Raw genomic sequence first — 13,500 nt, 5'->3', positions numbered from 1 at the left:
TGGTCAGTCGACTCCGGCGGCCAGGCTCCCGTGCAGGGCTGTGCTGGGGCGCCTAGGCGCCCTGTCCGGGAAGCCCGCCCAGCACCTCAAAACTGCTGGAACGCTCCATCATGCCGATGGCCCGCTGGTCGTCCCAGCTGTACCAGGCGCCGGTCTGGTTGAGGGCGAAGCCGGCCATCGGGCCCTCGGTCATCAGGGTAAAGGTGGTCAGCGTGGTTCTGCCGCCGATGCGAATCCTGCCGCCGCTGTATTCCAGTTCCAGGCTGCAGTCGTCGCCCTCGGCAAGCAGTTTATCCAGCCAGGGGGTTTTGACCATGCGCGCCACGTGCATCTGTCCATCGAGATAGACGTAGGCATCGTTATAGGTCCAGCCGTCCATGCTGCTGTTGGGATAGGCACAGCAGCCGAAGGCGCGGCCATCGGGAAACACCGCGGACTGCCAGCAGTGGCCCAGCCAGTCATTGGCGAGCGTGGTGGAGGGACGAACACTCTGGCGGTGAATGCGCGAGCCGACGCTGCGGAAGGGCTTGTTCGGGCCGCCGGCGACGCTCAGCTCGCCGTCGCCGCGGAACAGGTGTTCGAAGCGGTAGCCGACACCCATGAATTCCGCGTTGAGCTGGTCCTGGCGGGACATCTGCGCCACCTTCTCCGGCGCGCGGTCCTGCACCCAGGCGGGGGTGACCATTTCCAGTTCGGCTTCCATCCGCACGGGTACCAGTTCGGGGGTCTTGCCGAAGCTGCGATCCATCTGCTGGCTGACATCGCCGTCGACAACCTCGCCGTCGAAGCTCACCAACCAGCGCTTGAAAGGCTCGATACAGCGAAAGGTCAGCGGCCCGCCGCCGAACACGGCGGGCTGGCCCCGGTCGTCAATCGGCGAGGGCACGGCTCCCCAGCCAAAGCTTTTCATTACCCGGCCGCCGGCGAAGGCGAAGTTGGAGTCGTACATGCGCTTGTCCCAGGACCAGGCCTCCGCCTCCAGCGCCATGCGCGGAAAGGCGAAGCTGCCGTCCTCCGCGAACAGCCAGATGTTGACGCTCTCGCGCATTTCCGGGTTTTCCGGCTGGCCGGGGAAGACGAGGTCCTTTTCCGCGGGCAGGCCGCCCGACAGTGCGTTGCTGAGCGAGGTGTCGAAGTCGTTGGCAAAGACCATGCGCGATGCTCCTGGGTAGAGAAGGGTGCCCGCCAGGGCGGTTGCAGTGTTGCCGAGGAAACGCCGTCGCTTGAGTGCCATAGGCTTGCCTGCGCCCTTTCTGTTATTGGTATGGGTGTCCGCACCAGTGCAGACCACGCACGGGCGGGAGGTCCGCAATGAATCACTGGAGTCTAGGGAGTTGACGGTTGGTCAGCAATGAAAGGTTCGAATGCCATCTGGACATCCCTTCCCCATACCGGACATCGGGCGTCGCGTTGCGCGACCGGTCGGCAATCAGTCCTCCCGCCGCTCCGTTCGGGCCGAGGCGGGTTGCAGCCAGTAGACCAGGGCGTAGACCACCGGGGTGTCGCAGATGGCGATGGCGACCTTGAAGGCCCAGTAGCCGACGGTCATGGTGATGAAATCAGCCAGCGGCATGCGCTGCTCGGCGAACAGCCAGAAGGCGATGCCGTTGAAGACCAGTGAATCGAGCAACTGCGAACCTACGGTGCTGAGGTTGTTGCGCAACCACAGGTGGCGGCCGTTGGTGCGCCGCCGCCAGAATTCGAAGGCCCAGACGTCGTGGGTCTGGGCTACCAGGTAGGCAGCCAGCGAGGCGATGACGATCAGCGGTACCGCACCGAGTACGGTGCTGAAGGCGGCCTGGTCCTGGTAGATCGGGGACGGCGGCAACGCGACCGCCAGCTGGGACATGAGCAGCACCAGCACGTTGGCGCCGAAGCCCAGCCAGACCACCAGCTGCGCGCGGCGCCGGCCGAAGATTTCCCCGACCACGTCGGTGACCGGAAAGGTCAGCCAGTAGGCCATGATGCCGCCGGAGATGGTGAGCCCGGCCACGGTCCACAGCTTGGCGCTGACCACGTTGATAAAGCTCATGCAGGCGATAAACACCGTGAGCATGACGATGAACTTCAGCTCCCGCGCGGGCAGGCCGTGGTGGGGGCTGTCGGCCGCGCTGCTCAGGCCGAGAGCCTCGCGCGCAGGGCACTGAGGAAGGGGATGGCGGTGAACTGGTCGGGCTGCACCGCGCTCCAGTCGAGTGCCCCGGGGGCCGGGTAGGGCGAGCGGGTTTCGATGGCACGCGCGGGGGTTATGATCCAGTCCAGCGGCGTGTCGTGGGCCTGCATGACGATGTCTTCATCTGCGACCACCTGGGCCTCGTGCACGGTAGTCACTACCGGCGTGTCCGGGGCGAGCAGTTGCAGTTCGCGGAAGATGCCCATTTCCAGGTCCGCAAAGCCGGCGCCCTTGCCGGTGCGCCCCCCGGCGGGGCTGACAGCGACGCAGCCGACCACGCAGATGTCCATCGGCGCCATGGCCTCGAACTCGACGCGCTCGCCGTGGGCGAGGGCGCCCTCCGAGTACATAACGTCATCGAAGGCGATGCCGCGGGCGCGCAGCACTGACGGGTCGAGGTGGATAAAGGGGAAGTCCGCAGTCAGTTCAGGCACCGGGGTGTACACCCGTTTGCCCTCTTTTAGTGCCTGCAGCCGTACCCAGCCCTGGCCGCGGTCGGGGTTGCACTTGACGATGTTTGCCGACTGCCAGAAGGGCAGCATGGCCAGTTGCAGGGCCGCGACCTCGGCGCCGACGAAGTCCGGGATGGCGCTGAACGGGTTGCCCACAGCGTATCCCTCGCGTTCCAGGGTTTCCCAGACGCGCTGGCGCAGGGCGTCCTTGGCGCTGTGCCGGCCGCTCCAGCGTCCCTCGCGAACGGTCGTCCCACTGGTCATGCTTTGGCTCCCCTTGAATAATATCTACAAAACTTTTGCAAAAGGTATACCAATAAAACCTGTCCATCTGGTCAGGATTCCGCTGTCTGGCGGCTTCCCTGGCCGCGGTGCGCGGAATGCCGCCCCCGGGGAATTGACCGGCCACAAGCCGGCGGCTTATGGTCGCTGGCAGGCAAGCGGATATCCTTGCAGGAGATGCTTATGCGAGCCATGGTGTTCGACGCAGTGGGCCAGCCGCTGGCGCTGCGCGATGTGCCGGTGCCGCAACCCGGCCCCGGCCAGCTGCAGTTGCGGGTGACTGTTTGCGGCATCTGCCGTACCGACCTGCACGTGGTCGACGGCGACCTCACCGAGCCCACCCTGCCGGTGATCCCGGGCCACCAGATTGTCGGCGAAGTCACCGCGCTGGGCGCCGGGGTGGAGGGCTTTGCGCCGGGGCAGCGCCTCGGCGTGCCCTGGCTGGGCGGGAGCTGCGGCCACTGCTGGTACTGCGATCGCGGGCGCGAGAACCTCTGCGATGAGGCCCGCTACACCGGCTACCAGATCAACGGCGGATTTGCCGAATACACCGTCGCGGACGCGCGCTACTGCTTCCCCATCCCGCCGGGCTTCGATGACCGGCAGGCGGCGCCGCTGCTCTGCGCGGGCCTGATCGGCTATCGCGCCTACCGCCGGGTCGCCGACTGCGGCAGCATCGCTCTCTATGGCTTTGGCGCCGCCGCGCACATCCTGATCCAGGTCGCCCGCCATCACGGCCAGCGGGTGTACGCCTTTACCCGCGAGGGCGATTTTGAAGCACAGCAGTTCGCGCTCTCGCTGGGGGCCGTATGGGCGGGCGATTCGGCGGCCCCCGCCCCGGAACCACTGGAAGGTGCGATCATCTTCGCCCCGGCGGGGGAACTGGTGCCCCGGGCCCTGCGCGCGGTGCGCCGTGGCGGGCGGGTGGTCTGCGCCGGCATCCATATGAGCGATATTCCCTCCTTCCCCTATGACATCCTCTGGGGTGAGCGCGAAGTGGTATCGATCGCCAACCTCACCCGCCGGGACGGCGAGGAATTCCTGCCGCTGGCGGCGGCAATCCCCATCGAGACCACGGTGCATGCCTACCCGCTGGAGCAGGCCAACGCGGCCCTCGATGACCTGCGTGCCGGGCGCTTCACCGGCGCCGCGGTGCTGGTGCCCTGATCGAGCGGCCCGGCAGCGGGGCCTGCAAGTCCTCGCTGGGGCCGGTCTCCCGCAATAAAGGGCGCTGCGGTGTACGCTACTGTCAATTTTTATTCACGGCACCATCATTGCCGCCACCGCGGCGCTGCCGCATCATGGGCGCCACCTCGGAATAGCAATGGGGAATTCCTATGAGCAATACCGCCTATATTTTCGACGCCATCCGCACCCCGCGGAGCAAGGGCAAGGCAGGTGGCAGCCTGCATCAAGTCAAACCTGTCGACCTCGGCGCCGGCCTGCTGCGTGAACTGCAGCGCCGCTACGATCTCGATACCTCCTATGTCGATGACGTGATCATGGGCTGTGTCACCCCTACCGGGGAGCAGGGTTCCGATATCGCCAAGCTGATCGTGCAGAACGCGGAATGGGATGAATCCGTGCCCGGCGTCCAGCTCGACCGTTTCTGTGCCTCCGGCCTCGAGGCGGTGAACAGCGCCGCGGCGAAAATCGCCTCCGGCTGGGAAAACCTGATTGTCGCTGGCGGCGTCGAGTGCATGTCCCGCGAGCCCATCGGCTCCAACGGCGGCGCCTTCGGCAACGACCCCGGTTTCTGCCTGAAGACCAAATTCGTTCCCCAGGGCATCGGCGCCGACACCATCGCCACCCTCGGCGGCTGGACCCGTGAAGACGTCGACGCCTTCGCCGTGGAATCCCAGCGTCGCGCCGCCCACGCCCGCGACAACGGCTTCTTCGACAAGTCGGTCGTGCCGGTGCGCGACGAAAACGGCCTGCTGATCCTGGAGAAGGACGACTTCATCAAGCCCGGCACTACCCTCGAGTCGCTGGCCGGCCTGCGCGCTGCCTTCGAGGCCCTCGGCAACATGGGCTTCGACGACATGATCCTGTCCAAGTACACCCAGCTGGACAAGATCAACCACGTGCACACCCCGGGCAATTCCTCCGGCATCGTCGACGGCGCCTCCGCCGTGCTGATCGGTTCCGAGAAGGCCGGCAAGGACCTCGGCCTGACGCCCCGCGCGCGCATCGTCGCCACTGCGGTGCTCTCCACCGACCCGATCATCATGCTCACCGGCCCCGGTCCGGCCGCCGAGAAGTGCCTGAAGGTCGCCGGCCTGGAGAAGAAAGACATCGACCTGTGGGAAATCAACGAGGCCTTCGCCTCCATTGGCCTGCGCTACATGCAGGACCTCGGTATCGACCACGAGGTGACCAACGTCAACGGCGGCGCCATCGCCATGGGCCACCCGCTGGGCGCCACCGGCGCGATGCTGGTCGGCACCATGCTCGACGAACTGGAGCGCCGCGACCTGAGGCGCGCCATGGTGTCGCTCTGCGTGGGCGGCGGTATGGGTATTTCCACCATCATCGAGCGCGTGTGAGCCGGAGGACATAGAGCAATGAGCGGATTCAACTACGAGAAAGACGCCGACGGCATCGTCACTATCACCATGGACCTGGACGCCAAGGTCAATTCCATGAGCGCGGAGTACCGCGCGGAAATGAGCAGTGCCGTGGCGAAGCTGCAGGCGGAAGAGGGGCTGGCCGGTGTGGTCTTCGCCTCCGCCAAGAAAACCTTCTTCGCCGGCGCGGACCTCAACGAGATCCTCGCCGTGGAGAAAGAGGGGCTGCAGGAATTCTTCGACATGATCGAGGGCATGAAGGCCGATTTCCGTGCACTGGAAAAACTGCCGGTACCGGTGGTCGCGGCGATCAATGGCGCGGCGCTGGGCGGCGGCTTCGAAGTCTGCCTGGCCTGCAACCACCGCATCGCCTGGAACGACGACAGCGTCGCCCTCGGCCTGCCGGAAGTCGGCCTCGGCCTGCTGCCCGGCGCCGGTGGCATCGTGCGCAGTGTGAGTATGCTGGGCCTCGAAAAGGCGCTGCCCTTCCTGCTGGAAGGCACCCGCATGACCCCGGCGCAGGCGCTGGAAGCCGGCCTGATCGACGAGACCGTCGACAGCGTCGAGGAACTGCTGCCCCGGGCCAAGGCCTGGATTCTCGCCAACCGCGACAACGCGGCGGCCGCTACCAAACCCTGGGACGTCAAGGGTTTCAGCATTCCCGGCGGCAACGACAAGGCCCCCGCCGTGGCCCAGCTGATCCAGCTGGCCCCGGCCATGCTCTACAAGAAAACCCAGGGCAAGTGGCCGGCGCCGGCGAAGATCCTCGACTGCGCGGTACAGGCCCTGCGCGTGGACTTCGACACCGCGCTGGTGATCGAGACCCGCGGCCTGTGCACGCTGACCGTGACCCCGGAAGCCAAGCAACTGGTGGGCGCGTTCTTCAACAAGGGCAAGTAAACGTTCAAGGAGACTGGCGCGCGCCTTGCGGTGTCGCGCCGATTCATCGAGGGAGGCACATGTGCCTCCCTTTTTTTGTCCGGAATTTCACCTCGCCAAATAAAACTAACCAGTTGGTTGTATTGGTGTGGTCGGCTCGATATGATTTCCTGCACTCGAATAATCTTATAAGCAGGATATCCCGCCATGGCTTCAAGCACCGACCTCGACGATGACGTCAAACGCCAGATGATCAAGGCGGCGACAGAGAAAGCGGCAAACGACCCGCAACTCGCCGCCGCATTCCCCCTGGAAGAGGTGGTGCGGGCGAAAACCCGGCCCGGCCTGAACCTGGCCGAGATCGTGCAGACGGTCATGGAGGGTTACGCTGATCGCCCCGCCCTGGGCATGCGGGCCCGCGAACTGGTGGAGGACCCCGCGAGCGGCCGCCGGCGACTGGAACTGCTGCCGCGCTTTGACACCGTTTCCTACCGGGAATTATGGACCCAGGGTGGCGCGCTCGCGGCAGCCTGGCACCGCGACGAGCGCTTTGCCGTCCGCAATGGTGATTTTGTCTGTATCCTCGGCTTCACCAGCCCGGACTATGCCAAGGCCATCCTGGCCAGCATTCGCCTCGGCGCCGTCTACGTACCCCTGCAAACCAGTGCGCCGGTGCGCAACCATGTCGATATCATGGCGGAGACCGAAGCCCGGGTGCTGGTGGCGAGCATCGATTACCTCGACGCTGCCATCGACGCGGTACTGGGCGGTTACGTGCCGCAACTGATCAGCGTCATCGAATACGACGAACGCGACGACGACCAGCGCGAACGACTGGCGCAGGCGCGCAAGCGACTGGCCGACGCGGGCTGCGACAGCGCCATCGAAACCCTGGCGGGACTGGTCGCCGCGGGGCACGACCTGCCGGAAGTGCCGCTGTACGCGCCGGCGGAGGGTGAGGACCCCCTGGCCGCGCTGTTTTATACCTCGGGCAGTACCGGGACCCCGAAGGGGGCGATGTTTCCCCAGTCACTGTCGCGCAATACCTGGCTGGGCTGTTTCCCCACGCCCGTCATTACCCTGAGCTTCATGCCCATGGCCCACCTCGTGGGGCACGGCTATATGGTGCTGACGCTGGGCAACGGGGGCACCAGCTACTGCGCGCCGAAGGCCGACCTGTCCACCCTGTTCGAGGACCTGTCCCTGGCCAGGCCGACGATGGCTTCGCTGGTGCCGCGGGTGTGCGAGCTGTTTTACCACCGTTACCTCGGTGAGTTCGATCGTCGCATTGCCGGCGGCGGCGACCCCGAGGCGATCGCCGTGGAACTCAAGACCCAGATGCGTGAGCAGACCCTCGGCGGGCGCCTGGTGTCGGTCGGTTGCGGCTCGGCTTCGCTGGCGCCGGCTACCTACGAGTTCATGGAGTCGATGCTGGGACTGCACATGTCCATCGGCTATTCCTCCACCGAGATCGCCGGCGGCACGGTACTGGTCGACTGGAAAGTACAGCGGCCCCCGGTTGTCGACTACCGGCTGGATGATGTCCCGGAGCTCGGCTATTTCAAAACGGACAAGCCCCATCCGCGAGGCGAGTTGCTGGTTAAATCGAGTGTCTTCGTTCCCGGCTACTACAAACAACCCGCACTCAATGCGGAAAAGTTCACCGCGGATGGCTACTTCCGCACCGGCGACGTGATGGCGGAGCTCGGCCCCGACCACCTGGTATATCTCGACCGCCGCAACAACGTGCAGAAGCTGTCCCAGGGCGAGTTTGTCGCGGTTGCCAAGCTCGAGGCGCTCTACTCCCACGCCCAGGAGATCCGCCAGATCTATATCTACGGCACGAGCGAGCGCGCCTACCTGTTGGCGGTCGTGGTGCCCTCGGAAGACCTGGCGGCGCAACTGGCGGCCGGCGGCGCGGCGGCCGATTCAGTAAAGGTGGCGATTCGCGGCGCGCTGCGCCGGGTGGCGGATGCCGAGGAGCTCAACGGCTACGAGATTCCCCGGGATTTCATCGTCGAAACCGAGCCCTTCAGCCTGGCAAATACCCTCCTTACCGAGGTGGGCAAGCACCAGCGGCCCAACCTCAAGGCGCGCTACAGTGACGAACTGGAGGCCCTGTACGACCGTCTCGCCCAGGAGCAGGTGGACGAGTTGCGTGTGCTGCGCCACTCCGGCGCGGAACTTCCCAGGGCAGAGGCGGTTACCCGGGCACTGTGTGCGATCCTCGGCATTTCGCCTGAGGAGGTAGAACTGAGCGACGGGTTCGCCGACCTCGGCGGGGACTCGCTCTCGGCACTGGAGTTTTCCCGCTTGCTGGAGGACATTTTCGCCGTAGAAGTGCCGGTGGGCGCCATTATCAATCCGGCGGGCAGCCTCGCCCAGGTGGTCGAGGCCATCGACAGTGAACTCGATGCCAGCGGCAGGCGGACGACCTTCGCCGCAGTCCACGGCAAGGATGCAAGGACCATCCACGCCGCCGATTTCCGGCTCGACAAGTTCATCAGTGCTGACATCCTCGCCGCCGCCGCGGACCTGCCGCGGCCGGCAGTCGAGGTAAACACCGTGCTGCTGACTGGCGCCACCGGCTTCCTCGGTCGCTTCCTCGCGCTGTCCTGGCTCGAGCGCCTGGCGGAGACGGGCGGCAAGCTCATCCTGGTTGCCCGTGGCAGCGACGCGGCGGACGCCCGTCGGCGGGTCGTGGCGGCCATCGACACCGACCCGGAATTGCGCGGGCACTTCGACGCGTTGGCTGCTGAGCATCTGGAGGTTGTCGCCGGCGATCTCGGTGCGCCCGGCCTGGGCCTGGACGACGCGACCTGGCAGCGACTCGCCGAAAGTGTGGACCTGATTGTTCACTGCGGTGCGCATGTGAACCACCGCCTGCCCTACAAGCAGCTGTTTCCCGCCAACGTCAACGGCACCGCGGAGTTGTTGCGCCTCGCCATCACCGGGCGCCTGAAGCGTTTCAACTATGTTTCGACACTGGGCGTCAGCGTGTTGTGCGCCGGGCACGCGGTCGATGAAGACGGTGATATCCGGGCCCAGGCGCCTGCCGGTGACATCGACGAGAGTTACGCCAACGGCTACAACCTCAGCAAATGGGCGGGAGAAGTGCTGTTGCGCGAGGCCCACGAGCAGTTCGACCTGCCGGTGGCGGTGTTCCGGCCCGGCATGATCCTGGCGCACAGCCGCTACCGGGGGCAGTTGAACGTGCCGGACATGTTCACTCGCCTACTCTACAGCCTGGCGGTCACCGGGGTGGCCCCGCCCACGTTCTACGCCGAGGACCTGTCCGGGGGGCGTCCCGCCGGGCGCTACGAGGGCTTCGCCGTGGATTTCCTGGCGGAGGCGATCACCGGCATCGGCGCATCGGCCACCAGTGGGTACGCCAGCTACAACCTGTCCAGTCCCGCCAGGCAGGGGGTCGGGCTCGACGAGTTCGTCGACTGGATGATCGGGGCCGGTTGCGCTATCCAGCGACTGGACAGTTATGCCGCGTGGTTGCAGCATTTTGAAACCGCCATGCATGCGCTGCCCGAGGACCGGCAGCAGCATTCGCTGCTCGCGCTGCTGAGCCCCTATGCCAGGCCCCAGTCCACACAGATGGGCAGTCAATTGCCGAGCGCTCGCTTCAGTGCGGCCATCAGGGCAGGCGATGGGGATATACCCAGCCTGTCGTCCGCGATGATCGAGAAGTACATTGCCGATCTTCGCTACATCGGCTTGCTTTGAATTGTGGCACGCTGTGATTCGGCGGGTGCCGAAGGTTGACATGCCGACCGGTGCGGGCCTCGCTTACTTGCGGTGATAGAGGTAGGTTGGCGGCAGGCCCAGTCGGCGGCAGGCCCGTGCCGGTGGCGCTGAACGAATCGGGATGCGGTCGGTAACGCGCCCGATAAACCGCAGCAGGCACCGCTGAAACCCGTTCAGCGGTGGGAAGGCGGACAGGTCGAGCAGTGACTTGATTTCTCCAGGCAGTATCTCTACCGCTGCACGCAGGCACAGGTGGGAAAGCGGCCTCAGAAAACCTGGCAGCGCTACCCGGGTGCCGATGATCTCGAGGAATTCGCGCACGATGGCGTGGTCCTCGAACTGCGGATACATGCTCTCGAACAGTGCCTGTTGCTCAGCTTCGCTGGCGGGGGCGCCGGGGGCGCCATAGAGCGCAGCCGCCGGCAGGGCCTCGAAGTAGAAACTGTCCCGTTCGGCATCGCTGAGGGGGCGTACAAAGTGATGATAGGCCTGCAGGAAGCCGAAGGACGCCGTGGCCTGCACCCAGTTCATCAGTTCCGGTTCCAGTGCCTCGTAGGCTACCCCGTCGGGGGTGCTGCCCTTCACCCGCGCGTGCATGCGGGTCACCCCGGCAATCATCCGCTCGGCGACACTGCGCGCGCCGTAGACGGTGACCATGGCCGCCAGCCCGGTTCGCTTCAGGCGCGGCAGGGGATCGTCGCGGAACGAGGTGTGCTCCCAGACGCCGGTGCGAATGCGCGGCTCGGCGAATTCCAGGATCACTGCGGTGATGCCGCCGATGTACATCGCCAGCGGGTTCTTGAACACCCGCCAGGACACCGAGTCCGGCGCGATCAGCGCGGGTTCGCCCGCCGGCCGGGTGAAGTCGATCAGCCGGCCGGCCTGCCCCTCCTGTGCTTGTTCCGTCGCTGTCACGTTGGCTCCCTGCGCGCTCAGAACCGGTAGGTCAGCGTGGCGCCGTAGGTGCGCGCCTTGCCGGGGAAGCGGATGATGGTGTTGGCGCCCTGGGTCACCGCGACCCAGTAGTACTCGTCGGCGAGGTTGTCGCCCCACAGCGCCAGGTCCCAGCGCCCGTCGAGGGTGTTCAGGCCGATACTGGCGCTGTACAGGGAATAGGCGTCGATGGTGAAGTCATCGTCGCCGCTGAGATTGGCGTAGGAGTCCGACTGGTGCCGGGCGTTGAAGCTGGCGCTGATGCCCAGGCGTTCGCTGATCGGCCGCGCGTACAGCAGTGTCAGGGTGCCGCTGAAGTCGGGGCTGTAGAGGAAGTCCGCGCCGTCGAAATTCTCCGGCAGGCCGGCGGAGTTGATGCCCTCGTAATCCTGGACCTCGGTGTGCAGCCAGGTGGCCGCGGCGATAGCGGTCAGGTTCGGCGTGATCCGCCAGCTGATCTCGGTGTCGAGGCCGTAGGCCTCGGAGTCCGGAATGTTGTCCAGTCGCGGCAGGGCGGTGTAGATCGGGTCGGCGAAGTAGACGTTCAGCTGCTTGTCGCTGTAGTCGTAGAAAAATGCCGTGGCGTTGGCCTGCAGGCTGCCGTCCAGCAGGGTGGCCTTGATGCCCGCCTCGTAGGACAGCAGTTCCTCCTGTTTCACCGGCGCGTTCTGTTCCGCCAGGTTGGCGGGATTCACCGGCGTTTCGCCGGACTTGGCGCCCTGGGAGATCGAGGTGTAGAGCAGGACGTCCTGCACTGGCCACCAGTTCAGTGCCATGCGCCAGGCCACGTTGTCCTCGTCCAGGGTGGATTTCACCAGGCCAAAGCTGGCGCTGTCGGGGTCGTAGGTGTGGCAGTTGCCCTGGGAGACTTCTCCGGGCAGTTGATTGTAGAAGCTGAAGAACAGGAAGCGGTTGGTGATATTGACGTTGGGCAGCATGTTGCCGTTGAAGTCGCTGGAACAGCCCGCGTAGTCCTGTTTGTCCTCGGTGTAGCGCAGTCCGCCGGTAAGGCTGAGAGAATCGTTGAATTCCCAGGTCAGGTTGCCGAACACGCTCCAGGAGCGCACGTCGATGTCGGCGCTGTCGCGGTAGGTGCGGAAGGCCTGGCTGGCCTCCTCGGCGCTATAGCCCCCGCTGTTGAACGGAGTCTCGAGTAACTGCAGGGTGTAGGCGCGCACCAGGGCCACATTGGCGTTTTCGCCGAGCATGGTGCGGTTGGAGTCCAGCAGTTGGTCATCGGCATAGTAGGCGCCGAGCAGCCAGCTGGCTTTTTCGCCTTCGCCCTGCAGGCGCAGTTCCTGGGAAAAACTTTCGATTGTTCCGTGCAGGTCTTCCATGAGGAGCTCATAGGGTGCGCCGCTGAAATCGGTCAGCCCGTCACGTTCCAGGTCCTGGTAACCGGTGAGCGAGATCAGTTGCAGGCCGTTCGGCAGCTCATAGCTCACCTGCAGGGCCAGGGCGTTCAGCGAACTGTCCTCGGCGAGATCACCGGGCATGCCGAGCCCGGTGCCGATGTCCTGGCTGCGCCGGGAGTACGGTGCCCAGTCGGCCTCGTCGCTGTTGCGCGGCCGGTTGGCGGCCACGTAGTCGGCCAGGCCGGGCGCATTGAACAGGCTGCCGGTGGTCGAGGGGGTAAAGCCGATGGCCTGGGCGGCGAGCATGTCCGACTGGTTTTGCCACCAGCTGTAGGAGAAATCGACATTCAGGTTGTCACCCGGTGCCCATGCCAGAGACAGGCGGGCGCCCTGGCGGTCGACTTCGCCGAGCTTGTCGTCGCGGGAATTCGATTTCTGCCAGCCTTCGCCGCTGTTCTCGCTGCGCAGGGCCAGCCGTGCACCGAGGGTATCGGTGAGGGGGCCGCTGACCATGCCCTCGAAATTGAAGGTGTCGTAGTTGCCCACCTCGCCGCGCAGCATGGCTTCGAATTCCGCGCTGGGTTTGTTGGTGACCAGGTTGATCAGGCCGGCCGTGGTGTTGCGACCGAACAGGGTGCCCTGGGGCCCCTTGAGCACCTCCACCCGCTGCAGGTCGTAGAGCGGCCCGGAGTTGAGTATCGGGAAGGGATAGGCGACTTCGTCGACATAGGTACCCACGGTGGACTTGGCCGAGATGTTGATGGTGTTGAAGCCGATTCCACGCAGGGTGTAGGTCGGCACGCCCTGGAAACTCTGCGCCACGGTAAACCCGGGTATCAGTGCCGTCATGTCCCCGACATCGGTAATGTGCAGCTGGTCGAGGTTTTCACCGCTGAAGGTCTGGATCGCCATGCCCACGTCGTTCACCGACTGTTCCCTGCGCTGGGCGGTGACAATGATCTCCTCCAGAGCGATCGCTGAACTCCCGCTGTCCTGGGCATGGACCAGCGAGGTGGTGACGAGAGTGCCACAGGCCAGTGCGAGGGCCAGGGGCTGGCTTACTGATTTTGCGTGCGTCATGCTGTCCTTCCTTGTTCTTATTT

9 protein-coding genes are annotated in these 13,500 nt (G+C 65.3%); 4 read left to right on the top strand and 5 right to left on the bottom strand.

Annotation, left to right across the window (positions count from 1 at the left end; translation table 11 throughout):
• Window positions 1-52: 52 nt before the first annotated feature.
• The 3 genes from ACNKU3_RS16790 to ACNKU3_RS16780 form a co-directional block, all read right to left on the bottom strand.
• Entirely contained in the window at window positions 53-1,234 is a 1,182-nt protein-coding gene (locus tag ACNKU3_RS16790; RefSeq protein WP_418260705.1) for a hypothetical protein, read from the bottom strand.
• A 195-nt stretch (window positions 1,235-1,429) separates the two neighbouring features.
• A complete protein-coding gene (locus ACNKU3_RS16785) occupies window positions 1,430-2,056 on the bottom strand; it encodes a queuosine precursor transporter (RefSeq protein WP_418260704.1) in 627 nt (208 codons plus the stop codon).
• Window positions 2,057-2,115: 59 nt separating this feature from the next.
• Window positions 2,116-2,889 carry a 5-formyltetrahydrofolate cyclo-ligase gene (locus ACNKU3_RS16780; RefSeq protein ID WP_418260703.1) on the bottom strand — a complete coding sequence of 258 codons (774 nt, stop codon included), beginning with the start codon at window positions 2,887-2,889 and terminating at the stop codon, window positions 2,116-2,118.
• Window positions 2,890-3,090: 201 nt separating this feature from the next.
• Between ACNKU3_RS16780 and ACNKU3_RS16775 the strand changes: the two genes are divergently transcribed.
• From ACNKU3_RS16775 to car, 4 genes are all read left to right on the top strand, one after another.
• Window positions 3,091-4,074 carry a zinc-dependent alcohol dehydrogenase family protein gene (locus ACNKU3_RS16775; RefSeq protein ID WP_418260702.1) on the top strand — a complete coding sequence of 328 codons (984 nt, stop codon included), beginning with the start codon at window positions 3,091-3,093 and terminating at the stop codon, window positions 4,072-4,074.
• Between the two features lie 170 nt (window positions 4,075-4,244).
• Window positions 4,245-5,453, top strand: coding sequence for an acetyl-CoA C-acetyltransferase (locus ACNKU3_RS16770; RefSeq protein ID WP_418260701.1), 1,209 nt, complete (start codon window positions 4,245-4,247; stop codon window positions 5,451-5,453).
• Window positions 5,454-5,471: 18 nt separating this feature from the next.
• On the top strand, window positions 5,472-6,374 hold the full coding sequence (locus tag ACNKU3_RS16765) for an enoyl-CoA hydratase-related protein (RefSeq protein ID WP_418260700.1): 903 nt from the start codon (window positions 5,472-5,474) through the stop codon (window positions 6,372-6,374).
• A 186-nt stretch (window positions 6,375-6,560) separates the two neighbouring features.
• On the top strand, window positions 6,561-10,088 hold the full coding sequence (gene car, locus ACNKU3_RS16760) for a carboxylic acid reductase (protein WP_418260699.1): 3,528 nt from the start codon (window positions 6,561-6,563) through the stop codon (window positions 10,086-10,088).
• A gap of 63 nt (window positions 10,089-10,151) precedes the next feature.
• Here the strand turns inward: car and ACNKU3_RS16755 are convergent, their stop codons facing one another.
• Entirely contained in the window at window positions 10,152-11,024 is an 873-nt protein-coding gene (locus ACNKU3_RS16755; RefSeq protein ID WP_418260698.1) for an oxygenase MpaB family protein, read from the bottom strand.
• A gap of 17 nt (window positions 11,025-11,041) precedes the next feature.
• Window positions 11,042-13,477, bottom strand: coding sequence for a TonB-dependent receptor (locus ACNKU3_RS16750; RefSeq protein WP_418260697.1), 2,436 nt, complete (start codon window positions 13,475-13,477; stop codon window positions 11,042-11,044).
• Between the last annotated feature and the right edge of the window lie 23 nt (window positions 13,478-13,500).

The sequence above is a fragment of the Haliea sp. E17 genome, from assembly GCF_048323675.1.
Lineage (GTDB): Bacteria > Pseudomonadota > Gammaproteobacteria > Pseudomonadales > Halieaceae > Mangrovimicrobium.
Note: the sequence above shows the minus strand (reverse complement) of the source record. Positions and strands in the feature narration are given on the sequence as shown.